Consider the following 23,669-nt stretch of genomic DNA (forward strand, 5'->3'; position numbering starts at 1 on the left):
CGTTAACCTGACCTGCATGACCGTCTCTCTCGAAGTCGCCGAAGGCGTCGGCACCCTGCGCCTCGACCGTCCGCCGATGAACGCGCTGGACGTCGCCACCCAGGACCGGCTGAAGGAACTCGCCGAGGAGGCCACGCGCCGCGACGACGTGCGCGCCGTGGTGATCTACGGCGGCGAGCGGGTGTTCGCGGCGGGCGCGGACATCAAGGAGATGCAGAACATGGACCATGCCGCCATGGTCCTGCGCGCCCGCGCTCTGCAGGACTCCTTCACCGCCGTGGCCCGCATCCCCAAGCCCGTCGTCGCGGCCGTCACCGGTTACGCGCTCGGCGGCGGCTGCGAACTGGCCCTGTGCGCCGACTACCGCATCGCCGCCGAGAACGCCAAGCTCGGCCAGCCCGAGATCCTGCTCGGCCTGATCCCCGGCGCCGGCGGCACCCAGCGCCTGTCCCGGCTGGTCGGCCCCTCCAAGGCCAAGGACCTCATCTTCACCGGTCGTCAGGTCAGGGCGGACGAGGCCCTCGCCATCGGCCTGGTGGACCGTGTCGTCCCGGCCGCCGAGGTCTACGAGCAGGCGCACGCCTGGGCCGCGAAGCTCGCCCAGGGCCCGTCGATCGCGCTGCGCGCCGCCAAGGAGTCGATCGACACCGGCATCGAGACCGATCTCGACACCGGCCTCGCCGTCGAGCGCAACTGGTTCGCGGGTCTGTTCGCCACCGAGGACCGTGAGCGGGGCATGCGCAGCTTCGTCGAGGAGGGGCCGGGCAAGGCCAAGTTCCTCTGAGGTCGACGGGGTGAACTTCCCCGCAGGCCCTTGCAGTTGACGGGACGTCTGATCCGGGTCCCTCGATGGGGCGGTTTATGGGAGCCTTAAGGCAACCTTAAACCTGCCTTGTCGAGGGGCCCTGTCGATTGCCCGACGGCGGGTCGTACATGCAGGTCGGACCGGGTGTACTGACGAGTGACATGCCTTCGGCATATGCCAGTCGACGCACGGGAAGCGGGGGCGTGCGAGGGGCGTATTCCTTCGGAACGGCCCCCAAGACGGCTCCGGACGGCCATCATGGGGGGCATGGCGGGGCTGGAGGGCATGGAACAGCCGCGGGGACACTGCCGTGCGGCCGCGGCACGCTGGTCGCCCGCGGTCGAGGACGAACAGGCGCTCAAGGCGCTCGAACTGTTCGGCAACCCGACGGAGGCGGAGGTACCGCTGCCGTCCCGCCCCGAATCCGCCGCCACCGCCCGCAGGCTCGCCCAGGTCGTCGTCCTGCGCACCTGGCGGCTCACCCCCAAGCTGACCGAGGACACGGTCTTACTCGTGTCGGAACTCGTCGGCAACGCCGTACGGCACACCGGCGCCCGGGTCTTCGGCCTCCGGATGCGCCGCCGCCCCGGCTGGATCCGCGTCGAGGTGCGCGACCCCTCGCGCGGGCTGCCGTGCCTGATGCCCGTTCAGGAGATGGACGTCAGTGGCCGCGGCCTCTTCCTCGTCGACAAGCTCTCCGACCGCTGGGGCGTGGACCTGCTGCCGCGCGGCAAGACCACCTGGTTCGAGATGCGGGTGGCGGACCGCTAGCCGACGAGTCGGACATCGCGGTCGAGACGACCCGAAAACATCCCTCTTTCGGGCTAATCGACGCTTTTCTTACCTAACGCCCCTTAAATGGAGCGTGTGACCACCACCAACCGACGCGGGGTGCTGCGCGCGGGTGCCGGGCTCGTCGCCGGCGGCGCGCTCGCCGCCGGTTGCGGCGCCGACCGGCCCGCCCCCTCCGGCACCACGACCGCCGGGACCATCACGCCCCCCGGCACCACGACCGCCGGCACCCCCTCACCCCGCGCCCGGGCCGCCCCCGCGCCCCGCGCCTACCCCGGGCAGCCCGCCCAGATCACCCACGGCCCGCGCACCCGCCCGGCCATCGCCCTCACCTTCCACGGCCAGGGGGACCCGGGCATCGCCCACTCCCTGCTCACCACGGCCGAACGGCACGGCGCCCGGCTGACCGTGCTCGCCGTCGGCACCTGGCTGGACGAACACCCCGACATCGCCCGCCGCGTCCTCGACGGCGGTCACGACCTCGGCAACCACACCCAGCGGCACATCGCCGTCAACGACCTCGCCGAGGCGGACGCCCGAGGCGAGATCACCGACTGCGCCGACCGCCTGAAGCGGCTCACCGGGTCCATCGGCACCTGGTTCCGCCCCTCCCGCTCGCCGACCGCCTCCGCGCTGGTCGCCCGGCTGGCCCGCACCGCGGGCTACCCGCACGTGCTGTCGTACGACGTCGACTCGCTCGACTACACCCGCCCCGGAGCCGACGCCGTCACCCGCAAGGTCCTCGCGGAGGTGCGCAACGGCTCGGTGGTGAGTTTGCATTTCGGATACCCGGACACGGTCGCCGCCCTCCCCGACGTCCTCCATGAACTCGACCGCCGTGGCCTGCGCGCGGTCACCACCACGGAGCTGCTGAGCTGATGCGAACCACGAAAGCCGCCCGCCTCCTGGCCGCCGGTGCCGCCCTCACCGCCCTGTCACTGCTGTCCGCGTGCAGCGGCGGGGACCAGCACCACGACAACCAGGCCATCGCCAGCAAGGCGCCGATCCAGCCGCAGGTCGACAAGGAACGCGTCGACGTGCTGCCCGGGATGCCTCCGGTCGAGGACCCGGCCGACATCTACTCGGCCGACCGCCCGGGCCGGCTCTCCCCGGTGGTCAGGGACTTCCCCTCCCGGGTGTACGTCCCCAACACCAACTCCAACACCGTCACCGTCATCGATCCCGCGACCTACAAGATCCTCGACACCATCCCGGTCGGCCGCCAGCCCCAGCACGTCGTGCCGTCCTGGGACCTGAAGACCCTGTGGGTCAACAACGACCTCGGCAACAGCCTGACCCCGATCGACCCGAGAACCGGCAGGGCGGGCAAGCCGGTCGCCGTGCACGACCCGTACAACCTCTACTTCACCCCCGACGGCAAGTACGCCGTCGTCATGGCCTCCATGGACCGTCAGCTGGTCTTCCGTGACGCCCACACCATGAAGGTCGTCAAGACGGTTCCGGTCAGCTGCTACGGCGTCAACCACGCCGACTTCTCCGTCGACGGCCGCTACTTCATCGTCTCCTGCGAGTTCAGCGGCGAGCTCCTCAAGGTCGACACCGCGCGGATGAAGGTGCTCCGCCAGGAGAAGCTGCCGTTCCACGGCGCCATGCCGCAGGACGTCAAGATCTCCCCGGACGGCAAGCTGTTCTACATCGCCGACATGATGGCCGACGGCATGTGGATCCTGGACGGCGACAAGTTCACCAGGCCGAGGTTCCTGTACACCGGCAAGGGCGCCCACGGCCTCTACATCGGCCGCGACTCCCGCGAGATGTACATCTCCAACCGCGGCGAGGGCACCATCTCCATCTTCGACTTCACCCAGAACCGGCTCACCAAGAAGTGGCACCTGCCCGGCGGCGGCAGCCCCGACATGGGCGGCGTCTCCGCCGACGGCAAGGTGCTGTGGCTCTCCGGCCGCTACAACTCCGAGGTGTACGCCATCGACACCGCAACCGGCACCGAACTCGCCCGGATCAAGGTCGGCAGCGGCCCCCACGGCCTCGCCGTCTACCCCCAGCCGGGCCGCTACTCACTGGGGCACACCGGCATCTTCCGCTGACAGCAGCAGCGCCTCCGCACCCACGGCGCGGTAACCGGCCGCCTGGAACGCCCGCACGCTACGGGCGTTCCCCGGGGCGACCTGGGCCCACAGCGGCTCCGTGACCAGATGCCGGGCGGCGCTCACCAGCAGGCGCCCCAGCCCCCGGTGCCGCGCCTCCTCGGCCACCTCCACCGACACCTCCGTCCGCCCGCCCACCCCGCGCCCCAGCACGAGTACCCCGCCCTCGGCCGTCCAGGCGCGCACCTCGTCCCGGCGCCGGCGGGCGTAGCGGATGCGGGGATGGCGGGCGTCCTCGATCTCCCGCAGCGCGAGCGGCGCCCCGCCCGGCAGCGGCGAGCCCACGAACAGCGCGTCGACCGTCTCCGTGCGGCGCCCGGTGCGGTCCAGCAGGGCCGCCAGGAACCGGGGGTTCAGCGGGGCCGCCAGGGCGTCGCAGTCCAGGCCGCCCAGCGTGTCGTGCACCCACGCCGGGTCCTCGTCCGTGAAGACCACCGAGTGCGCGGTGAAGGACAGCACCCCGGCGTCCCGCGGGGACGGCTGCGGCACCACCGTCGTACGGCCGTCCGCCGGCGGGAAGACCCCGCGCGCCGCCGCGTCGAGAATGTCCCGCAACGTCTCCAACGCCCGCTCCTTGAGTCTCCACCCACTGGAAGGCCCAGACTCGCAGACATGATCGACGACGGCACCGGACTTCTCACCATCGGCGAACTCGCCCGGGCCACCGGACTGACCGTGCGTACCATCCGCTACTGGTCCGACGAGGGCGTGCTCACCCCGGTGACCCGGTCCCCCGGCGGCTACCGGCTGTACGACGCGGCCTGCGTCGCCCGTCTGGAGCTGATCCGCACCCTGCGCGAGCTGGGCCTCGGCCTGGACGACGTCCGGCAGGTGCTGGCGGGGGAGCGGACGGTGGCGGAGGTCGCGGCCACCCATGTGGCGGCGCTGGACGCGCAGATCCGGTCGCTGAAGGTGACCCGGGCGGTGCTGTCGACCGTGGCGCGACGCGGCTCGACCGCCGAGGAGACGACCCTGATGAACAGACTGGCGCGGCTGTCGGCCGCGGAACGACAGCGGATCGTGGACGACTTCGTGGAGGAGATCTTCCGCGGCCTGGACACCGCGGACCCCTGGATCCGGGAGCGGACCCGCGGCCTCGGCGTGAGCCTGCCGGACGACCCCACCCCGGAACAGGTCGACGCCTGGGTGGAACTGGCGGAGCTGCTCCAGGCCCCGGACTTCCGGGCCGCCATGCGCCGGATGATCGAGTACAACGCGGCCGACCGCACCCCGGGGACCCCGGCCGGCGCCTCGGCGCAGTTCTTCCTGCGGCTGGTCGGACTGGTCGGCGCCGCGAGGGAACGGGGCGTCGAGCCCGCATCCCCCGAGGCGGACGCCGTGCTGACCGAACTGTTCGGCGCCGGCACCGACCGGGCGGCCGTGCTGCGCCGTATCGACCTGGGCCACGAGGTCGCCCGTTACCGGGAGTTGGCGTGCGTCATCAAGGGCGAGCCGGAGCCGCCGCGGTTCCAGGAGGAGTTCGGGTGGATGGTCGCGGCGCTGAAGGCCTGGCAGGGCCGTTAATCTGACCAGCGTCAGTACGCCAGCACGGCATGAGAAACACGACCTAAAAGGGGCGGATCGGTGGCGGACATCGAGGAAGCACGCAAGGAGTTCCAGCGGATCGACGCGGACGGTGACGGATTCATCACCGCCGCCGAGTTCAAGGCCGCCCTGGCTCAGGGGGGCGACTGGAACGTCACCGACACGGTGGCCGAGGCCATCATCAGGACCCGCGACCTCAACGGCGACGAGGTGCTGTCGTTCGACGAGTTCTGGACCTACCTGAGCAAGTGACCCACCGGCAGGGGGTGCCCGTCCGCAGCGAGGGGCGCCCCCTGCGCCGTGCGCGGCACCGGCTCACCCGTTCGCCCCCCGCCGGAATAGGACCCGCGCCGGCGGGGTTGTCGCCCGGGACGGACGCATGCACATGCATGAACTATCCCGGAGGGCCCCACATGAAGATCGGCATCATCGGCGCGGGCAACATCGGCGGCAACCTCACCCGGCGGCTCACCGCCCTCGGCCACGACGTCTCCGTGGCGAACTCCCGAGGACCCGAGACGCTCAGGGAACTGGCCGAGGAGACCGGGGCGAGCGCCGTCCCGGCACAGGACGCGGCGAAGGGCGCGCGGATCGTCGTCGTCACCGTCCCCCTGAAGGCGGTGCCCGGCCTCCCCGCCGGACTGCTGGACGGGGCGGCCGAGGGCGCCGTGGTGATCGACACCGGCAACTACTACCCGCAGCGCGACGGCCGCATCGCCGCCATCGAGGACGAGGGCCTCACCGAGAGCCGCTGGACCGAACGGCACCTGGGCCACCCGGTGATCAAGGCCTTCAACGGCACCTACGCCCAGGACCTGCTGGACCGGCCCCGCCCCGCGGGCGACCCCGAGCGCCTCGCCCTCCCGGTCGCCGGCGACGACGAGGCCGCCAAGCGGACCGTCCGCGAGCTCATCGACGAACTCGGCTTCGACACCGTCGACGCGGGCGGCCTCGACGAATCCTGGCGCCAGCAGCCCGGCACCCCGGTCTACGGCCTCCAGGCCGGCACGGCCCCCGTCACCAAGGCCCTGGCGGAAGCCTCCCCGGAACGCCCGGCGGACTTCCGGGGCTAGCTTCCCGGCCCTACGGCGTGGCCCAGTCGCGCAGATGGGCCTTGTCCGCGAACTGGGCCACGTTCTTGTCATGGGGATCGCTCGTGTACTGGTGGAAGCGCCATGACGCCTGGATGCGCGGCTTGCCCGCGGTGACGTAGTCGGCGATCCAGAGGCCGTCGCCCGCATAGGAGGTCGTGTCGATGTTCAACCAGAAATCCCTGTTCGCATACAGGAGCACCCGGTTGTGCGGGCGTAGTTGCTTGATCTTGCGGATGAACGCGTCCTTCTCGGCGTTGCTCGCGTGGGTGCCGTCGCCGGTGGTCTCCCAGTCGACGGCGAGGAGGTCGCCGGGGCGGTCCGGGGCGTGTTCGAGGAAGTACTCGGCCTGGGCGGTGAGGTCGCCCGGCCACAGGAAGTGGTAGAAGCCGACGACGAGTCCGGTGTCACGGCCCCGCTTGGTCTGGGCGGTGAGCCGGGGATTGACGTACGAACGGCCCTCCGTCGCCTTTATGAAGACGAAGGAGGAGCCGTCCGTGTCATATGCGGAGGACTGGAAGGCGCTTACGTCGATGCCGTGGAGCATGCAGGATTTGTGCCCCCTGCGGCGCCATCCGGAACCTCAGCTTCGGTCGGTCACCGAACTCAGCACCGGCGCGGACTTCGCCGACCAGTCGGAGGTGATGATGCTGGCGTGGTCCTTGGCCAGCAGGGCGAGCCGTGAGGCGACCTCGGCGTCCGTGGGGTTCGTGGAGGAGATGGCCGGGGACACCCCGTCGGCGCCCGTCATGATCGAGATGTAGTGGTTCGCGGAGTAGAACGAGGTGTCGTAGCCGTTGTTGACGTACGTCGCCGCGTCACCGTCGAAGAAGACGAACCAGGGCCGGATCGAGGCGTCGTAGCGGCTGACGCGCGGGTCGCCGTTCTCGGCGCCCAGCACCGCGGGAAAGGCCTCGGCCTGCCCGATCTGCCCGGCCGCGTACAGGTCCCGCAGATGGTCGCCGTACTCCTCGTCCGTCCAGTAGTGGTCGAACGGGTTGGCCTGCTCCACCGTGCCCGGGATCAGCTCGAAGAGGAACTTCCCGCGGAGGGAGTCCCGGGAGGGCCACGCGTCGGCCTTGGCCGCCGCGTCCAGGGAGGGGTACGTGCCGCCCAGCAGGTCGGCCGGCCTGTACACGCTGCTTCCGAGCTTCTGGGAGACCAGCGTGTCGAACGCGGCCGGCCCGAGTCCCGCGTTGTTGTTGAAGCCGACCTTCATCTCGACCTTGACGACGATCGGCGGGTGGTCGGGGTGCAGTTGGTTCCAGGCGGCCATGTTGTCCAGGCAGCTGCCCAGGTCCTGGTTGCGGCTCGTGCTGTACAGCTGGCCCGGCGTCTTCGCCGACTCGCAGTTGTTGTCGTCGCCCAGCGGGTTGCTGTGGCTGACCCGCCAGCGGTGGGTGAGGCTGTCCACGTACACGTCGAGCTCCAGCAGCGAGGCGCCCGAGTCCAGCGCCTGTGCGAAGTAGGTGTACTTGGCCTTGTCGTACGCGTTGTGCGTGCCGATCGCGGTCGTCCCGGAGAACCTCGCCGAACCCGCGTGGGAGGTGCCCGCGCCCACCGCCAGCAGTGCCGCGGCCCCCGCGAGCGCCGCGATCCGTCTCCATGCTCCCATGGCCAACTCCCCTTCGCTGCCGTCGAGTTGGAGGCAGCGTAGGGCCGGGCGGTTACTGCGCGGTAGCCCCTGGAGGAACATCAGCCGCGCCCGAACCGCGTCGGGTCCGGTCAGTCCAGCAGTGCCCCGGCCGGGCGTACCGCGCCGACGGGTTCGCCGTGGCCGAGGACGGGGGTGGCGGCCAGTCCGGTGAGGGCCTCGTCGGTGTCGACGGGGACGCCGAGCCTGCGCAGCGCGGCGATCATGACGACGGGGCGGGCCCGGGAGGAGCCGTCGGCGATCTTCAGGGCGACGGAGGAGCCGTCGGGGAGCGCCAGCGCGTAGACGCCCTCCGCGCCGTCCTTGGCGACCGCGCCCGGAAGCGCGCGCAGCAGCCGGGTCACGTCGCGGCCGGTGCCGCCGACGTGTTCGGGGTGCTCGCCCATCGCCCGGGCGACCCGCCGCTCCAGCGATCCGGGCGCGCCGGTGGCCAGCGCGGCGAAGGCGCGTGCCAGGCCCCGGTAGCCGATGGCGAACAGGGGCGCTCCGCATCCGTCGACGCCGGTCGCGGCGACCTTCTCGCCGGACAGGTCCTCGACGGTCTCGCGCAGGGCGCGCTGCAGCGGGTGGCGCGGGTCGAGGTACGTCTCGGTGTCCCAGCCGTTGGCGACGCAGGTGGCGAGCATCGCGGCGTGTTTGCCCGAGCAGTTCATCGTCAGCGGCGTGGGCACGCCGCCGCCGGCGAGGTGGGCGCGCAGCGCGGCCTCGCCGATGGGCAGCCCGGCCGTGCACCGCAGGGCGTCCGTGCCGAGCCCGGCGCCCTCCAGGATCCGGCGCACGCCGTCGAGGTGGAAGTCCTCGCCGGAGTGGCTGGCGCAGGCCAGCGCGAGCAGTTCGCCGTCCAGGCCGAGTCCGGCGCGCAGCATGCCGAGCGCCTGGAGCGGCTTGTTGGCCGACCGCGGGTACATCGGACGGTCCGTCTCGCCGACGCTCAATACGGTCCGCCCCCGCGGCCCGGTCGCGTGGACGGTCCCGTGGTGCACCGACTCCAGGAAGTCGCCCCGCCAGACCTCCGCCACCACCGCGTGCACAGCCCGCCCCCTTCTCTCCGGCCGTCCCGGCCGATCACCAGTGCCACCTCAGCACTCGGCGGTGTCCACTGCAAGCCCGCCGGCGGACCGGCACCTCGTACACCTCCGTCCGGGGCCGTTCCCGCGGGCTTCACCACGCCTCGGCGCCCGGGCACCCCTCTTCTCAACTCCTGTGGCCCGGCTACACTCTGGAGCTGTTCACCTCAGTGGAATCGCGTCGGGGGTGCGCAGCAAGGAGGCGTGATGACCCAGGGAGCCGACCGCAGCCTGGCGGACAAACTCAACCAGCTCTTCGCGGCCATCCGATCCGAAGCCGGCCGTGAGTACAGCAACGAACACGTCGCGGCCGCCATCAGGGACAAAGGGGTCACGATCAGCCAGAGTTACATCTGGCAGCTGCGCAAGGGCACCAAGACCAACCCGACGCTGAGACACCTCGAGGCACTGGCCGACTTCTTCGGTGTCGCGACCGCCTACTTCCTCGACGGCGAGGCCGGCGACCGCATCACGGAGCAGTTGCGGCGCCTGGCCGAGGCCCAGGCCCGGTCGGCCGAGGATCCCGCCGCACGCGACGTGAAGCTCATGGCGATGCGGGCCGGTGAGCTGTCCGCCGAACGCCGCAAGCAGGTCATGGATCTCCTCGACGTCGTATACCGCCTGGAGCAGGCCGAGCGGCAGGGGCCGTCCGGCCAATGACCTGATTGTCTCTCGCAACGCGCAACCATGCCGTGTTGCATGTGTGAAACCGGACCATGACCAGGGAATCCGGCGAAACACCTTGCACGACCGGGGGAAACACTTTGCACGAATGGAAGCTGCGCCGACGTTGCAGACACGTGCTGCAACAACTCGACATACAGCCGCCGCTGAACGTCGAAACCCTGTGCCGACTGCTCGGAGAGCAACGCGGGCGCCCTATCCGGCTGATGCCCTATCCCTTGCCGGTGCCCGGTCCCTTCGGACTGTGGATCGCGTCCGCTTCGGCCGACTACATCTTCTACCAACTCGAGACCAGCAAAGTACACCAGGACCACATCATTCTGCATGAGATCGGCCATATCCTGGCGAATCACCGAGGGTCGGACTCGGATGACGACTTCCTGAAGGGGCAGTTCCCGGACCTTCCTCCCGACGTCGTCAGAAAGGCGCTTCGACGGTCGTCCTACGAGGAGGAGCACGAGCGGGAGGCCGAGTTGGTGGCCACCATCATCCTCGAATGGGCCTCCGTGCTGGACTACGTCGACTCGCCCTCGTCCCTGGACCCGACAACCGGCCGGGTCCAGGCCGCTCTCAGTGATCGGCAGGGATGGCAGTGATCGCGATAGTGCTGTTCGTCGGAGCGGGCTTCGTCCTGATCGTGGGCTGGAAAACCTGTCAGTTCATCAGGGCCCCGCACGACGCCCCCTTGCGTGCCGTCACCCTGTGTCTGTTGAGCGCTGCTCTCTCCTTCGGGTCGGCCCTGTCCCCTTCGGTGAGGGCCATCCGCTCACTCGGAGGGGCCGGAGCTCCGCGGCTCATGCAGAACGTCTTCGTGTTCTGCATGGTCTTCTGGCTGATGTGCTTCTACCTCTACTCCACCGCCGATTCCGGACGCGGACGAGCGCGTGCGCGCTGGGAGGCACTGCCCCTCGTGCTCACGGTCCTGGGCACCTCCCTGGCGACGGTCTCCGCCGCCGGACACGACACGGGAGGCGACTACAACAGCGTCGACATGCGGGTCCCCGGCCTGGCCGCCTTCTACCTCGTCGCGGATCTGTACCTGGCCTACACCCTCACCATGGCGCTGCGCTGGACCCTGCGTTGTCTGCGCGCGTCCCGGGGCTCCCTTGCCGCAGGTCTGCGGCTGATCGGGCTCGCACTCGGGACCATTGCCGCCGCCAGCGCGATCCGCGCCGCACTGACGGTGGTGCGCTGGCGGGGCGGCGCGGTCTCGCCCGGCGCCACGAAGATCTCCGGACACCTCATCGGCGCGGCGATCGTCCTGTTCGTCGTCGGAATCGGCTACCCGGCCGCCCGTACCCGGCTGGCGGTCATGCGCCTGCGTCGGCACCGGCGCAGGATGTACCACCGCCTGCACCCCTTGTGGAGTCTGCTGCACGAGGCGTACCCGCAAGACGCGCTGCACCACAGCCGTTTCAGCCCACGGGGACTCCTGAGCCGGCCACGAGGAGTGGACCGCCGCTACTACCGCCGCGCCATCGAGTGCCGTGACGGGCTGGTGCGCATCAGCCCGTACCTGAGGCAGGCGGACGTGGCGGGTCCGGTCCGTTCCGAGTCGGCGGCCGATCTTCTGGCGGACAGGTTGCGTGCCGCTTTCAAGGACCAGGCGGACGGCCGCGAAGCCCCGTACGGCGCGGCCGCCGTGGCGGTACCGCGGACCCCGAACCTCGACGAGGACGTACGGCAGCTCGTCATGCTGTCGGACGCGCTGGGCCGCCGGGCCTCCCATGCCGTCACGTAGGAAGAGCACACAGAGCCGGAGGAGTCGGCGTGACCGACCTTTTGATCAACGCAGGGCACCTGCTGCCCGGCCCCGTCGATGAGTATGTCCCGGACGCGGCGGTCCTCGTCAGCGGAGACAGGATCGTCGCCGCCGGCCGTCGCGAGGACGTGGCGGCGCAGGCGACGCGAGACCACCGGACGCTGTCGTTCCCGGACGCCACGGTGCTTCCCGGACTCATCGACTGCCATGTCCATCTGAGTTTCGACGCCGGCCCCGATCCCGTCGCCTCCCTGCGGGCGAGTGACGACGCCACACTGCTGGACGCCATGGCGGGCCGTGCCCGCTTGCTCCTCGACTCCGGTGTCACCACCGTCCGCGACCTCGGCGACCGCGGCGGACTTGCCCTCGGGCTGCGGGACGAGACGGCTGCGGGGAGGCGGACCGGACCGCGCATCGTCGCGGCCGGTGTCCCACTGACATCACGCCAGGGCCACTGCTGGTTCCTCGGCGGTGAGGTCCAGGGCGAGGAAGAGATCCGGAAAGCCGTACGACGCGGTGCGCGGCAGGGCTCGGACGTGATCAAGGTGATGGCGACCGGGGGCGGACTGACCCGTGGAGGCCCCGCCGTCTGGGAACCTCAGTTCACCACGGAGGAACTGGCCGCGGTGGTCGAGGAGGCTCACGCGGCCGGCCTTCACGTCGCCGCCCACGCACATGGCACGGCGGGAATCGCCTCGGCTGTCACCGCGGGGGTCGACACCATCGAGCACTGCACCTGGATGACGGTGGACGGTGGAGTCGATCTCCGGGAGGACCTCGTCGCGGAGATCGTGGCCAAGGGGATCCGCGTGTGTCCTGCCAGCCACCCCAACTGGCGGTCGTTCGCCGAACGGGTCGGGCCGGAGCGGGCCCGGGAGGCGTTCTCCCCGGCCCGCCGCATGGCCGAGCGGGGGGTGCGCCTGATCGCCGGCACGGACGCGGGGATACCGCGCTCCGGCTTCGGCGGTCTCGCATCCAGCCTGGAGTTCCTCGAGTACATAGGACTGTCCAGGGCCGAGGTGATCGCATCCGCCACCGTCGAGGCCGCCGACGCCATCGGCCTGGCCCACGACACGGGACGCCTGTCCCCCGGATTCCGGGCCGATCTCGCGGTGGTCGGCGGCAACCCGCTGGACGACCTGAAAGCCCTGCACGATGTACGTCTCGTGGTGGCGGGCGGCCGTCTTCACACGCCTGATCAGGCGCGCCCTGCCGAGGCCGACGGGGGAGCCTGAGGGTCAGGGCGGTACGGGGAGTGTGCGGCGGGAACGACGCCGGCAGGAGCCGCCCTCCCGGTAACCGCCCGGCCGGTCGTCCCTCCGTGCCGGCTCGGCTTCCACCCATGTGAATACCTGCGGGGTCCTTCGGTTTTATATCAGTTGAAGCGAGTCGGTGGCTGGGCTAGGGTCCTGACGCACGATGATCTCAACTGAGGTGAAAGTCCGGCCCATTGTGCTCGATTCCCGAGGCGATGGACGACCACCGGACGGACCGTCAGTTGGCTCCACTCACGGGGAGAGGGTGCTGTGGCGTCGGCAACATCGTTGAATCCGGAGACCGCGGTCGGAGCGGTCGGTACGGCAACGCAGCAGGGGCTCGGGGGAGTCTTGGACCGGACGGTGGAGCGGGTGCCCATCCGCCTGCTGTCCGAGATGAGTTCGCCCCGCACGTCGGGAGCGGACGACCGGCACATACGGACGCTCGCTGATCTCGACGTACCGCTGCCGCCCGTCGTCGTGCACCGCCCGACCATGAGGGTGCTCGACGGGGTCCACCGGATCAGGGCGGCGGGGCTGCGGGGAGAAGCCGACATCGAGGTCCGGTACTTCGACGGCGACGAGGAAGCCGCCTTCCTGCTTGCCGTCCAGCTCAACCTGGCTCATGGCAAACCGCTGTCGTTCGACGACAGAACGGCGGCCGCACGGCGTATCATCGCCTCGTACCCGCACTGGTCCGATCGGCGCATCGCCTCCGCGACCTGCCTGTCGGCCAAGGCTGTGGCGGCTCTGCGAGGGTGTTCGACCGGGGACGAGCCGCAGTCGAACAAGCGGGTGGGCCTCGATGGCCGGGCGCGACCACTGGATCCGGCCGAAGGGCGTCTGCTCGCCGGCCGGCTGCTGGCCCAGGACCCGCAGATCTCGCTGCGCGAACTTGCCCGACGCGCGGGGACGTCCCTGGCGACGGCGAGCGATGTGCGTCAGCGATTTCGCCAGGGACGGGAGCTGCTCCCTCCGAGGCTGAGGGGTGGCCGTCCCGCCGACGGTGACGGACCGCGCGGCTCCGACGGTTCCGGCGGTCCCGCCGGCCTCACCGGCGTCGCCCTGCTCGACAGCCTGCGGCGCGACCCCTCCGTGCGGCACTCCGAATCGGGACGCCAATTCCTCCAGCTGCTGAGCATTCATCCGGCGGGCCCCACGGGGTGGCAGAGGCTCGTTCACGGCGTTCCGGCCCATCGCGCCGATGACGTGGCCCGTATCGCGCGGGATTACGCAGAGGCGTGGCTCCATGTCGCGCACTCGCTGGAAGCAAATTCCTGACGGGCCGCCTGATGCCCCCTGTACAACCTCCGTTCGGGCGATCCTTGCCGCTGATTGGGTTCTCGAATACTTTTCAATCAGTTGAGGAAAACCGCAACTCCCGTAAATCCGACGGGAATTATCGGGTACCTTTTCAGCGAACAGGGGAACTTGATCATGAGACTGAACAAGCCGCTGGTCGGTGCCGTCCTCGCCGCGACCATGGTGACCGGCCTGGCCGGCACCGCGTCGGCGGACACCCGGGCGCCGCACACCGCCCCGGCCGCCGCGGCCAAGGCCACCCAGGGCTACTCGGACAGCGACGTGGTCGCCTTCCTGGTCTTCGGCCAGGGCAAGGCCGCCCAGGACCACCCGGAGCTGGCCCAGCAGATCCGCAGCCGCCGCTCCGACGCCTCGGTGACGCCGGCGCAGCTGTCGTACCTGATGAACAAGCTGCACCAGGCCGACCCGGCCTTCCACGCCAAGGTGACGACGGCGGTCCAGTCCAAGGACCCGTTCGTGGTGCAGCAGGGCATGGTGGCGCTGAACGACGACCTCAAGGCGGCCATGGCCTCGGACAGCAAGGCCAAGACGCTCAACAGTGCCGACATCGCGCGGCCCAACGGCTGGGTGTGGACCAAGTCCAACATCGTGACCGTGGCGAACGTCGCGGCCGGAATCAACGTCGCCGTGGGCACCAACGTCGCCGCGGGCGCCGAGGTCGCCGTGGTCGTGGTGATCGCCCCGGCCGCGGCCAGCTACAGCTTCGACCTGAAGCAGTCGGACGAGCTCGACGCGAACGACTTCGTCGCGGCGGTCACCGCTGCTCTCTGACGTCTCTCCGTGGGGGGCCTGCCGCGACCGCGGCGCGGCAGGCCCCCCGCTGGGGCGTCAGTACGGCAGGGAGTGTCCCGTCCGTTCCAGGGGGAAAGGAAAACCGCGCATGTCGACGCCTGTCGCAAGGCGGCAGCTCTACATCTTCGCGAGCACGCTGGCGGTCATGGTCGCCTACCTTCTCGTCGCACTTTTCTACACGCTGCCGAGCAACGCACTCAGCAGTCGCCATTCCAAGGGCGCACGCCAGTACTTCAATGAAGTCAGCCCGGAGATCTGGGCCTTCTTCACCAAGGATCCCGAGGGCGTCCAGATCGGCACCTACGCTTTCGACGGAAAGCACTCGAGGAATCTCCTCAAGACCCCGCAGGGAAATCCGTCGAACCTCTTCGGACTCAACCGCGGCCAACGCGCCCAAGGTCCCGAGATCGCCTATATCAATACTTCGGTGACCCAATGGCAGCCGTGCGCAGGGAATCTCGACATGTGTCTGCACGAAGCGGCCGCACGACCCGCCGAGAAGGTCAGGAACCGCAACCCCGTGAGAACCGTGTGCGGGGACTCCTTCATCACTCAGGAACGCGTCGTGCCCTGGTCGTACCGGAACCTGGTGCCGTACGACCGGCGCGTCACCAGAATCGCCCACCTGGATGTCTCATGCTGATAGCCGCTCGTACCGCTGTCTCCGCACTGGTCGAGGAGCAGTCCGCCAGGCTCCAGAGCCGGCTCTCCGCCTTCGACTTCCGCTCGCGCTGGTTCGGTGTGGGGCGCTCACTGATCTGCTTCGCCGAGCTGACGGTGGTGCTTATCAGCCCGTCCAAGGCGCTGCTCACCCCGGTCCTGACCATCAGCAACGGCGCGCGCTGCGGGGGCGTGCGCGCCGCGTCCGCGTACTGCCTGGTGGGCGGCACCTCCCACGCGGAGTACGCCCGCTGGATACTGGTCGCCGTGCTCCTCGTGGCCGCCGTGGGATACCGGCCGCGCTGGACGGCGATCCCGCAGCTGTGGGCCATCTACTCGATCGCCGTGAGCATCACCGTGCCGGACGGCGGCGAGTCCGTGGGCATGATCATGTCTCTCCTCATGCTGCCGATCCTCCTTACGGACGGCCGGACCTGGCAGTGGAGCCCGTCGGCGAAACCGTTGAGCCCGTCCGGGCACGCCGTCGCCTACGCCGCCTTCTGGGCCGTCAGGCTCCAGCTCGCCTACATCTATCTCGACACCGCCATCAGCAAGTTCGGCGTTGCCGACTGGGCCAACGGCACGGCGGAGTACTACTTCCTGCGCGACAACATGTTCGGCGTCGCCGAGCCGTGGCGCGGGCCACTGCTCGCCCTCTCCAAGTACCCGGTGGTCGTGGTCGGCATGACCTGGGGCGCGCTGGTCGTCGAACTCCTCATCGCCGTCTGCATCCTGGGCTCCGACCGCTGGCGCAAGGTGGGCCTGGTACTCGACATCCTGCTGCACAGCTCGATCATCCTGCTGATGGGCCTGTGGAGCTTCGCCCTCGTGATGATCGGCTGCTCGGTCGTCTCGTCGATGCCGCTGCTGCACGGGTCGCCGGACACGTCGCCCGCGAAGCAGCCCCCCACCGACCGGCTTCCCACCGGAAGTGACAACAATGGCACCTCAGTTGACCTCTCATCGGCAGTGCTACGTTGAACCGGTGGCCACGCTGGAAGTCCTGAATGTCTCTGCGGGGTACCGGGGGCGGCCGGTGCTCCGGGACGTCGATCTCGAATACGGTGCGGGGATCCACGTACTGCTCGGCCCGAACGGCGCCGGCAAGACGACGGCGTTCCGGGTGCTCGCCGGGATCCTCGCGCCCTTCGAGGGCACGGTCCTCGTGGACGGCGCCGACCCGCACACCCACGCGGCGGCGAAGTCCCGGATCGCCCTGGCCACGCACCGCTCGGCGCTCGCACCGCGGCTGAGCGTCGTGGACAACCTGCGGTACTGGGCGCGCGTCCTCGGCCTGCCGCCGGCTCCCGCCGAGGAGCGGATCGCGGAGGTCCTCGGCCTGCTGGGCCTCACCGGCCTCGCGGACCGCCGCATCGGCAGCCTCAGCCGCGGCCAGAACCAGCGCGCGGGCCTGGCGAAGGCGTTCCTGGGACGGGCGCCGATCCTGCTCCTGGACGAACCGATGTCCGGCCTCGACCCGACCACTACGGAGCAACTCGCCGTGCACTTACGCAGGTTGGCGGACCAGGGGCACACGGTCGTCGTCTCCACGCACGCGCTGGCCGACGCCGCCCGCTTCGCCGACGACGTGACCGTGCTGCAGGAGGGCCGCATCGTGGGCCGGGGCGAACCGGCCGCGCTGCGCGCCGCGCTGCTCGGCAGCGCCTACCGGCTGCGCATCCGTGGCTCCGGCGACGTACCGGGGGCCCTCGGCCGGCTCGGCCACCGCTACGAGGAGCAGCGGGGCGCCGTGGTCGTGGAGGTGCCCGACGAGGGGGCGGCGGAGACGCTGGTCGCCGACCTGGTCAGGGAGGGGATCGGCGTACGGGAGGTGGTCCCCGCCCGGAACCCGCTGGAGGACGTCTATCAGCAACTGCAGCAGGAAAGGCAGCTCCCGTGACGCGGCGCGCTCTCCCCTTCGACGTGACGCGGGCCAGGATCCTGACGTCCGCCCTGCTGTGGCGGATGAGGCGGGAGCGGCTGCGGAACTTCGCCACGGTGTTCCTGCCGTTCGTGCTGACGGTCGCCTCGATGGTGGCCCTCCCCCTGCTGGCCGACGACTCGGACATGAACGGCGCGGCCGACAGCGCCCGGCTCGGCGTGCAGTACGGGGCGCACGGGGACACGGTCGCGGCCGGGCTGCTGCTCGTCCTGATGCCCGGCGTCGTCGCGCTGCACGGCACGGTGGGCGCCGGCCTCGCGGTGCGCAACGTGGTCGGCGCGGAGGCCGGGGCCGGCGCGCTGGAGGCGATGCTCGGCGCCCCGTACAACCCGGCGAGCATCGCGGGCGGGCTGCTCGGCTACGCACTCGTCGTCACGACGGGGCAGTGGGCGGTGATGAGTGCGCTCGGCGCCCTCGCTCTCGCGCTCTCCAGCGCCCTGCACCACGACGGTCTGCGGCCGGACGCCGGCTACCTGACGCTCGCGCTGGTGCTCCCGCTCCTCGCCACCTGGGCGGGCGCGGCCCTCGCCCTGCTGCTCAACCTGCTCTTCCCGCGCCTGTCCCAGCCCGGTGCCGGGGCGCTCGCGGGCAACGGCGGCGGCCTGGTCAGCCTGGCCGCGATGGTGCCGGGCTTCGGCGCCCTGCTGGCGATGGGCATCGCCCTGGACCCGCTCGGCCCGGCCAGGCTGCTGCTGTACGCGGGCGGGGTGACCGTGCTGATCACGGCGGGCAGCCTGATCGGGATCGCGAGGGGCTTCAGGCCGGAGTCGGTGCTGTCCTCGTCGGCGTGACACAGGCCCTCGGGACGGATCGACGCAACTGTGCAGACGTACGACTAGGCAAGGAATTCGGTGATGGTCATGGTGAACGTTGTCGTCGACATCCGTCCCTCGCTGGTGGCGATGCCCTTCCACCGTGCCTTCACGAGGCCGGTGGTGGAGATCGACGGGGTCGAGTGGCCGGCGAGGTGGGGTACGACGGAGGTGCCGGTCGAGCCGGGATCCCATGAGATCGCCGTGTTCTTCCGCTACAAGGGCCAGCGTGCGGCCCGGCTCGCCGTGGGTACCGAGGAGTTGACCGTGGAGCGCGACGCCCGCGCACAGCCCCGGGTGACGGCACGCCTCGGCGCCCGCAACGGCAGCAGCTTCAAGGTCGAGTCCGTCTGAGGTGCCGAGGAGGCGACGCATGGCCAGGAAGTCGGTGGTCCGGTGCTCGGCGGGACACCTCTACACGGCCACATGGATACCGTTCGTCGGCATCAGATCCCTGCGGCTCACCCCGTCCACGCGCTACGCACGCTGCCCCGTCGGGAAGCACTGGGCCGTGGTCAGCAGGCCGGACCCGTCGACCCTCACCGAGGAGCAGCTCGCCGCCGCGCGGGCGCACGACGCGGGGCCGATGTAGGCACCCCGGGCGGGCGCCGAGCGCCCGGGGCCCCGGGCCGCGCCCGTCTTGGTGAACCGTTCCGCCGGTGACCGGTGAACCGTTCCTCCAGAACCCGGTGAACCGTCCGCTAGCACTCGATGATGTTCACCGCGAGCCCGCCCCGGGCGGTCTCCTTGTACTTGACCGACATGTCGGCGCCGGTGTCCTTCATGGTCTTGATGACCTTGTCCAGGGACACCTTGTGGGAGCCGTCGCCGCGCATGGCCATCTTCGCGGCCGTGACCGCCTTGACCGCGGCCATGCCGTTGCGCTCGATGCAGGGGATCTGGACCAGGCCGCCGACCGGGTCGCAGGTGAGGCCGAGGTTGTGCTCCATGCCGATCTCGGCCGCGTTCTCGACCTGCTCGGGGGAGCCGCCGAGGACCTCGGCGAGGGCGCCGGCGGCCATGGAGCAGGCGGAGCCGACCTCGCCCTGGCAGCCGACCTCGGCGCCGGAGATGGAGGCGTTCTCCTTGAAGAGCATGCCGATCGCGCCCGCGGCCAGCAGGAACCGCACGACCCCGTCCTCGTCGGCGCCCGGCACGAAGTTGATGTAGTAGTGCAGGACGGCGGGGATGATGCCGGCCGCGCCGTTCGTGGGCGCGGTCACCACCCGGCCGCCGGCCGCGTTCTCCTCGTTCACGGCCATGGCGTAGAGCGTGATCCACTCCATGGCGTGCGCCAGCGCGTCGCCCTCGGCGCGCAGCTGGCGGGCGGAGACGGCCGCACGGCGGCGGACCTTCAGCCCGCCGGGCAGGATGCCCTCGCGGGACATGCCGCGCCGCACACAGGCCTGCATCACGTGCCAGATGTCCAGCAGGCCCTCGCGGATCTCCTCCTCCGTGCGCCAGGCCCGCTCGTTCTCCAGCATCAGGGAGGAGATCGACAGGCCGGTCTCCTTCGTCAGGCGCAGCAGCTCGTCGCCCGTGCGGAAGGGGTACTTCAGGACCGTGTCGTCCAGCACGATGCGGTCCGCGCCGACCGCGTCCTCGTCCACCACGAAGCCGCCGCCGACCGAGTAGTAGGTCTTGGACAGCAGCTCGGCGCCCGAGGCGTCGTAGGCCCACAGCGTCATGCCGTTGGCGTGGTAGGGGAGTGCCTTGCGGCGGTGCAGCTCGAGGTCGGCGTCGAAGTCGAAGGCGATCTCGTGCTCGCCGAGCAGGTTCAGCCGCCCGGTCGCCTTGATGTCCTCCACCCGCTGGTCCGCGCCCTCCACGTCGACCGTGCGCGGCGAGGCGCCCTCCAGGCCGAGCAGCACCGCCTTGGGCGTGCCGTGGCCGTGGCCGGTCGCGCCGAGCGAGCCGTACAGCTCGGAGCGTATCGACGCGACGGACTCCAGCAGCTCCTCGTTGCGCAGCCGCCGCGCGAACATGCGCGCCGCCCGCATCGGGCCGACCGTGTGGGAGCTGGACGGGCCGATGCCGATCGAGAACAGGTCGAAGACCGAGATGGCCACGGGGGACTCCTCAATACGGGGGTGGTGCAAGGGGTGGTACGGGGGGCGGGTACCGCGCACACCGGACATCTCCAGTGTGCGCGGTACCCCGCGGAACGTGACTTACTTGTTCAGACCCGGGTACAGCGGGTGCTTGTCGGCGAGCGCCGTCACGCGCGCCTTCAGGGCCTCGGCGTCGTACGACGGCTTCAGCGCCTCGGCGATCACGTCCGCGACCTCGGCGAAGTCCTCGGCCGTGAAGCCGCGGGTGGCGAGGGCGGGCGTGCCGATCCGCAGGCCCGAGGTGACCATCGGGGGGCGCGGGTCGTTCGGGACCGCGTTGCGGTTGACCGTGATGCCGACCTCGTGGAGGCGGTCCTCGGCCTGCTGGCCGTCCAGCTCGGACTCGCGCAGGTCGACCAGGATCAGGTGCACGTCGGTGCCGCCGGACAGCACGTTGACACCGGCCTCGCGGGCGTCCGCCGCGGTCAGGCGCTCGGCGAGGATGCGGGCGCCCTCCACCGTACGGCGCTGGCGCTCCTTGAAGTCCTCCGAGGCGGCGACCTTGAAGGAGACCGCCTTGGCCGCGATCACGTGCTCCAGGGGGCCGCCCTGGAAGCCCGGGAAGACCGAGGAGTTCAGCTTCTTCGCGAAGTCCTTCTTCGCGAGGATGATGCCGCCGCGCGGACCGCCGAGGGTCTTGTGCGTGGTCGAGGTGACCACGTGCGCGTGCTCCACCGGGTTCGGGTGGAGACCGGCGGCGACCAGGCCCGCGAAGTGCGCCATGTCGACCCACAGGTAGGCCCCGACCTCGTCGGCGATCCGGCGGAACTCGGCGAAGTCCAGCTGGCGCGGGTACGCGGACCAGCCCGCGATGATCACCTTGGGGCGGTGCTCCTTGGCGAGCCGCTCGACCTCGGCCATGTCGACCAGGCCCGAGTCGTCCACGTGGTAGGCGACCACGTTGAACTGCTTGCCGGAGAAGTTCAGCCGCATGCCGTGGGTCAGGTGACCGCCGTGGGCGAGGTCCAGGCCGAGGATGGTGTCCCCGGGCTGGGCCAGCGCGAACAGGGCCGCCTGGTTGGCGGAGGCGCCGGAGTGGGGCTGCACGTTGGCGTACTCGGCGCCGAACAGCTCCTTGATCCGGTCGATGGCGATCTGCTCGGCGACGTCGACGTGCTCGCAGCCGCCGTAGTAGCGGCGGCCCGGGTAGCCCTCGGCGTACTTGTTGGTGAGGACCGAGCCCTGGGCCTCCATCACCGCGAGCGGCGCGAAGTTCTCGGAGGCGATCATCTCGAGGGTGGACTGCTGGCGGTTCAGCTCGGCGTCGACCGCCGCGGCGATCTCCGGGTCCAGCTCGTGCAGGGGCGTGTTCAGGACAGTCATTCGGCCACTACTCCTCAGCCGGCGGTGTGGGCGGCGTACTCGTCGGCGGAGAGCAGGTCACCCGGCTCCTCCGTGACGCGCACCTTGAACAGCCAGCCGCCCTCGAAGGGGGCGGAGTTCACCAGCGACGGGTCGTTGACGACGTCCTCGTTGATCTCGGTGACCTCGCCGCCCACCGGCGAGTAGAGGTCGGAGACCGACTTGGTCGACTCCAGCTCACCGCAGGTCTCGCCCGCCTCGACGGTGGAGCCGACCTCGGGGAGCTGGGCGTAGACCACATCGCCGAGCGCGTTGGCCGCGAACTCGGTGATGCCGACCGTCGAGACGCCGTCCTCGGCGGCCGACAGCCACTCGTGCTCCTTGCTGTAGCGCAGCTGCTGGGGGTTGCTCATGGCCTGAATTCTCCTGTACGCGCGGGAGTGGTGGTGAGGGGGGAGTACGGAAACTGCTGGTGGGCGCGGGCGGGTGTGCGCAGGGTCACGTGCCCGCCGCGGACCGGCTCCGTGCGGGGCGCGGCCGCGCCCAGTGTCTACTTCTGGCGCTTGTAGAACGGCAGCGCCACGACCTCGTACGGCTCGTGGCTGCCCCGGATGTCGACGCCGACGCCCTCGGTGCCGGGCGCCGCGTGCGCGGCGTCGACATAGGCCATGGCGATCGGCTTGCCCAGCGTGGGGGAGGGGGCGCCGGAGGTGACCTCGCCGATCACCTGGCCGCCGGCGACGACGGGGTACCCGGCGCGCGGGACGCGGCGGCCCTCGGCGATCAGGCCGACGAGCACGCGCGGCGGGTTCTGCTCGGCGCGGGCGGCGGCCTCCACGAGCGACGTGCGGCCGACGAAGTCGCCCTTGTCGAACTTGACCACGCGGCCGAGCCCGGCGTCGAAGGGGGTCAGGGCGGTGGTCAGCTCGTGCCCGTACAGCGGCATGCCCGCCTCCAGGCGCAGCGTGTCGCGGCAGGACAGGCCGCACGCCACCAGGCCGACGCCCTCGCCGGCCTTGGTCAGCGCCTGCCACAGCTCGACCGCGTGCTCCGGCTTCACGAAGAGCTCGAAGCCGTCCTCGCCGGTGTAGCCGGTGCGGGCGATCAGCGCGGGGACGCCGGCGACCGTGCCGGGCAGGCCCGCGTAGTACTTCAGGCCGTCCAGGTCGGCGTCCGTGAGCGACTTCAGGATGCCGGGGGACTCCGGGCCCTGCACGGCGATCAGCGCGTAGGCGTCCCGGTCGTCGCGCACCTCGACCTCGAGGCCCCCGGAGCGCTCGCTCAGGGCGTCCAGCACGACCTGGGCGTTGGAGGCGTTGGCCACGACCATGTACTCGGTCTCGGCGAGCCGGTAGACGATCAGGTCGTCCAGGATGCCGCCGTCGGCCTGGCAGATCATGGTGTAGCGGGCGCGGCCGACGCCGATGGAGGCGATGTTGCCGACCAGGGCCATGTTCAGGAAGTCGGCGGCCTCGGGGCCGGTGACGGTGATCTCGCCCATGTGGGAGAGGTCGAACAGACCGGCCTTGGTGCGCACGGCGAGGTGCTCGTCGCGCTCGGAGCCGTAGCGCAGGGGCATGTCCCAGCCCGCGAAGTCGGTCATCGTCGCGCCGAGCGAGCGATGCACGGCATCGAGCGCGGTGTGGCGGAGTTCGGTACTGCTCATCGGTCGGTCGTCTCCCAGGGCACGGGGATGGGGCGAGGAACGTTCCTCCCCATCTGTCATCGGAACCTGAGAGGTTCGCCAGGACCGCCACGGGGGCGATCAGGGCTTGCACCTTGGGTGGAGCCACTGACACAGCGGCCCGCTTTTCAGATGTGCCTCGCCCGCGCGGTAACGGTGCCTGAGAGATTCAAGGGAGGGACTTGCTCCTTCGGCGCCCCGGGCGGTCCAGAGGGGACCCGGGGACTCTCCCGCGCGGATTCAAACGGCCGGTATGCAGTT

The 23,669-nt window shown here is 70.6% G+C and carries 27 protein-coding genes and 2 riboswitches; of the genes, 19 read left to right on the forward strand and 8 right to left on the reverse strand.

Annotation, left to right across the window (positions count from 1 at the left end):
• Nucleotides 1-16 precede the first annotated feature (16 nt).
• The 4 genes from ACZ7FF_RS22220 to ACZ7FF_RS22235 all read left to right on the forward strand — a co-directional run bounded on the left by ACZ7FF_RS22220 (nt 17) and on the right by ACZ7FF_RS22235 (nt 3,663).
• Entirely contained in the window at nt 17-784 is a 768-nt protein-coding gene (locus ACZ7FF_RS22220) for an enoyl-CoA hydratase/isomerase family protein (RefSeq protein WP_470813985.1), read from the forward strand.
• A gap of 288 nt (nt 785-1,072) precedes the next feature.
• Nucleotides 1,073-1,576, forward strand: coding sequence for an ATP-binding protein (locus tag ACZ7FF_RS22225; protein ID WP_470813986.1), 504 nt, complete (start codon nt 1,073-1,075; stop codon nt 1,574-1,576).
• Nucleotides 1,577-1,663: 87 nt separating this feature from the next.
• A complete protein-coding gene (locus tag ACZ7FF_RS22230; protein WP_470813987.1) occupies nt 1,664-2,476 on the forward strand; it encodes a polysaccharide deacetylase family protein in 813 nt (270 codons plus the stop codon).
• Nucleotides 2,476-3,663 (forward strand): YncE family protein, encoded by a 1,188-nt coding sequence (locus ACZ7FF_RS22235; RefSeq protein ID WP_470813988.1) that lies wholly within the window; start codon nt 2,476-2,478, stop codon nt 3,661-3,663. The genes ACZ7FF_RS22230 and ACZ7FF_RS22235 overlap by 1 nt, the downstream gene beginning before the upstream one ends.
• On the opposite strand, the gene ACZ7FF_RS22240 is transcribed toward ACZ7FF_RS22235, so the two are convergent.
• Nucleotides 3,634-4,287 carry a GNAT family N-acetyltransferase gene (locus ACZ7FF_RS22240; protein ID WP_470813989.1) on the reverse strand — a complete coding sequence of 218 codons (654 nt, stop codon included), beginning with the start codon at nt 4,285-4,287 and terminating at the stop codon, nt 3,634-3,636. The two genes, ACZ7FF_RS22235 and ACZ7FF_RS22240, sit on opposite strands and share 30 nt — an antisense overlap.
• Before the next feature lie 48 nt (nt 4,288-4,335).
• On the opposite strand from ACZ7FF_RS22240, the gene ACZ7FF_RS22245 reads away from it, so the two are divergent.
• From ACZ7FF_RS22245 to ACZ7FF_RS22255, 3 genes are all read left to right on the forward strand, one after another.
• Nucleotides 4,336-5,247 carry a helix-turn-helix domain-containing protein gene (locus ACZ7FF_RS22245; RefSeq protein WP_470813990.1) on the forward strand — a complete coding sequence of 304 codons (912 nt, stop codon included), beginning with the start codon at nt 4,336-4,338 and terminating at the stop codon, nt 5,245-5,247.
• 60 nt (nt 5,248-5,307) lie between these two features.
• A complete protein-coding gene (locus ACZ7FF_RS22250; RefSeq protein ID WP_470813991.1) occupies nt 5,308-5,520 on the forward strand; it encodes an EF-hand domain-containing protein in 213 nt (70 codons plus the stop codon).
• Between the two features lie 161 nt (nt 5,521-5,681).
• Nucleotides 5,682-6,341: an NADPH-dependent F420 reductase gene (locus ACZ7FF_RS22255; RefSeq protein WP_470813992.1), complete on the forward strand. Its 660-nt coding sequence runs from the start codon at nt 5,682-5,684 to the stop codon at nt 6,339-6,341.
• A 10-nt stretch (nt 6,342-6,351) separates the two neighbouring features.
• Here ACZ7FF_RS22255 and ACZ7FF_RS22260 read toward each other — a convergent pair whose 3' ends face one another.
• The 3 genes from ACZ7FF_RS22260 to ACZ7FF_RS22270 form a co-directional block, all read right to left on the reverse strand.
• Complete coding sequence (locus tag ACZ7FF_RS22260) at nt 6,352-6,906, reverse strand: GH25 family lysozyme (RefSeq protein WP_470813993.1); 555 nt, start codon at nt 6,904-6,906, stop codon at nt 6,352-6,354.
• Nucleotides 6,907-6,942: 36 nt separating this feature from the next.
• Entirely contained in the window at nt 6,943-7,974 is a 1,032-nt protein-coding gene (locus ACZ7FF_RS22265) for a phosphatidylinositol-specific phospholipase C domain-containing protein (RefSeq protein WP_470813994.1), read from the reverse strand.
• 110 nt (nt 7,975-8,084) lie between these two features.
• A complete protein-coding gene (locus tag ACZ7FF_RS22270) occupies nt 8,085-9,044 on the reverse strand; it encodes an asparaginase (RefSeq protein WP_470813995.1) in 960 nt (319 codons plus the stop codon).
• Nucleotides 9,045-9,287: 243 nt separating this feature from the next.
• On the opposite strand from ACZ7FF_RS22270, the gene ACZ7FF_RS22275 reads away from it, so the two are divergent.
• The 12 genes from ACZ7FF_RS22275 to ACZ7FF_RS22330 all read left to right on the forward strand — a co-directional run bounded on the left by ACZ7FF_RS22275 (nt 9,288) and on the right by ACZ7FF_RS22330 (nt 18,903).
• Entirely contained in the window at nt 9,288-9,740 is a 453-nt protein-coding gene (locus ACZ7FF_RS22275) for an XRE family transcriptional regulator (RefSeq protein ID WP_470813996.1), read from the forward strand.
• A gap of 140 nt (nt 9,741-9,880) precedes the next feature.
• Nucleotides 9,881-10,360, forward strand: a complete 480-nt coding sequence (locus tag ACZ7FF_RS22280; RefSeq protein WP_470813997.1) for a hypothetical protein — start codon at nt 9,881-9,883, stop codon at nt 10,358-10,360.
• Nucleotides 10,351-11,505: an MAB_1171c family putative transporter gene (locus ACZ7FF_RS22285; RefSeq protein ID WP_470813998.1), complete on the forward strand. Its 1,155-nt coding sequence runs from the start codon at nt 10,351-10,353 to the stop codon at nt 11,503-11,505. Before ACZ7FF_RS22280 ends, ACZ7FF_RS22285 begins: the two co-directional genes overlap by 10 nt.
• Before the next feature lie 29 nt (nt 11,506-11,534).
• On the forward strand, nt 11,535-12,761 hold the full coding sequence (locus ACZ7FF_RS22290; protein WP_470813999.1) for an amidohydrolase family protein: 1,227 nt from the start codon (nt 11,535-11,537) through the stop codon (nt 12,759-12,761).
• A gap of 372 nt (nt 12,762-13,133) precedes the next feature.
• A complete protein-coding gene (locus ACZ7FF_RS22295; protein WP_470814000.1) occupies nt 13,134-14,063 on the forward strand; it encodes a hypothetical protein in 930 nt (309 codons plus the stop codon).
• Between the two features lie 156 nt (nt 14,064-14,219).
• A complete protein-coding gene (locus ACZ7FF_RS22300; RefSeq protein WP_470814001.1) occupies nt 14,220-14,876 on the forward strand; it encodes a sporulation delaying protein family toxin in 657 nt (218 codons plus the stop codon).
• A gap of 109 nt (nt 14,877-14,985) precedes the next feature.
• A complete protein-coding gene (locus ACZ7FF_RS22305) occupies nt 14,986-15,540 on the forward strand; it encodes an SdpA family antimicrobial peptide system protein (RefSeq protein ID WP_470814002.1) in 555 nt (184 codons plus the stop codon).
• Nucleotides 15,534-16,538: a sporulation-delaying protein SdpB family protein gene (locus tag ACZ7FF_RS22310; RefSeq protein ID WP_470814003.1), complete on the forward strand. Its 1,005-nt coding sequence runs from the start codon at nt 15,534-15,536 to the stop codon at nt 16,536-16,538. Before ACZ7FF_RS22305 ends, ACZ7FF_RS22310 begins: the two co-directional genes overlap by 7 nt.
• A gap of 4 nt (nt 16,539-16,542) precedes the next feature.
• The gene (locus tag ACZ7FF_RS22315; RefSeq protein WP_470814004.1) at nt 16,543-17,457 is read left to right on the forward strand and encodes an ABC transporter ATP-binding protein; all 915 of its coding nucleotides are present in this window, start codon (nt 16,543-16,545) and stop codon (nt 17,455-17,457) included.
• Nucleotides 17,454-18,290 (forward strand): hypothetical protein, encoded by an 837-nt coding sequence (locus ACZ7FF_RS22320; protein ID WP_470814005.1) that lies wholly within the window; start codon nt 17,454-17,456, stop codon nt 18,288-18,290. The genes ACZ7FF_RS22315 and ACZ7FF_RS22320 overlap by 4 nt, the downstream gene beginning before the upstream one ends.
• A 69-nt stretch (nt 18,291-18,359) precedes the next feature.
• Complete coding sequence (locus ACZ7FF_RS22325) at nt 18,360-18,665, forward strand: hypothetical protein (RefSeq protein WP_470814006.1); 306 nt, start codon at nt 18,360-18,362, stop codon at nt 18,663-18,665.
• A gap of 19 nt (nt 18,666-18,684) precedes the next feature.
• Nucleotides 18,685-18,903, forward strand: coding sequence for a hypothetical protein (locus ACZ7FF_RS22330; RefSeq protein ID WP_470814007.1), 219 nt, complete (start codon nt 18,685-18,687; stop codon nt 18,901-18,903).
• A gap of 109 nt (nt 18,904-19,012) precedes the next feature.
• Here the strand turns inward: ACZ7FF_RS22330 and ACZ7FF_RS22335 are convergent, their stop codons facing one another.
• From ACZ7FF_RS22335 to gcvT, 4 genes are all read right to left on the reverse strand, one after another.
• Entirely contained in the window at nt 19,013-20,380 is a 1,368-nt protein-coding gene (locus ACZ7FF_RS22335; protein WP_470814008.1) for an L-serine ammonia-lyase, read from the reverse strand.
• A 102-nt stretch (nt 20,381-20,482) separates the two neighbouring features.
• Nucleotides 20,483-21,745 (reverse strand): serine hydroxymethyltransferase, encoded by a 1,263-nt coding sequence (gene glyA / locus ACZ7FF_RS22340; protein ID WP_470814009.1) that lies wholly within the window; start codon nt 21,743-21,745, stop codon nt 20,483-20,485.
• Nucleotides 21,746-21,759: 14 nt separating this feature from the next.
• Nucleotides 21,760-22,137, reverse strand: coding sequence for a glycine cleavage system protein GcvH (gene gcvH, locus ACZ7FF_RS22345; RefSeq protein WP_470814010.1), 378 nt, complete (start codon nt 22,135-22,137; stop codon nt 21,760-21,762).
• Nucleotides 22,138-22,274: 137 nt separating this feature from the next.
• Entirely contained in the window at nt 22,275-23,390 is a 1,116-nt protein-coding gene (gcvT, locus tag ACZ7FF_RS22350) for a glycine cleavage system aminomethyltransferase GcvT (protein ID WP_470814011.1), read from the reverse strand.
• Between the two features lie 43 nt (nt 23,391-23,433).
• Nucleotides 23,434-23,546, reverse strand: a riboswitch (glycine riboswitch).
• Nucleotides 23,547-23,651: riboswitch (glycine riboswitch) on the reverse strand.
• Nucleotides 23,652-23,669: the final 18 nt, after the last annotated feature.

It is taken from the genome of Streptomyces sp. NPDC037126 (assembly GCF_055605965.1).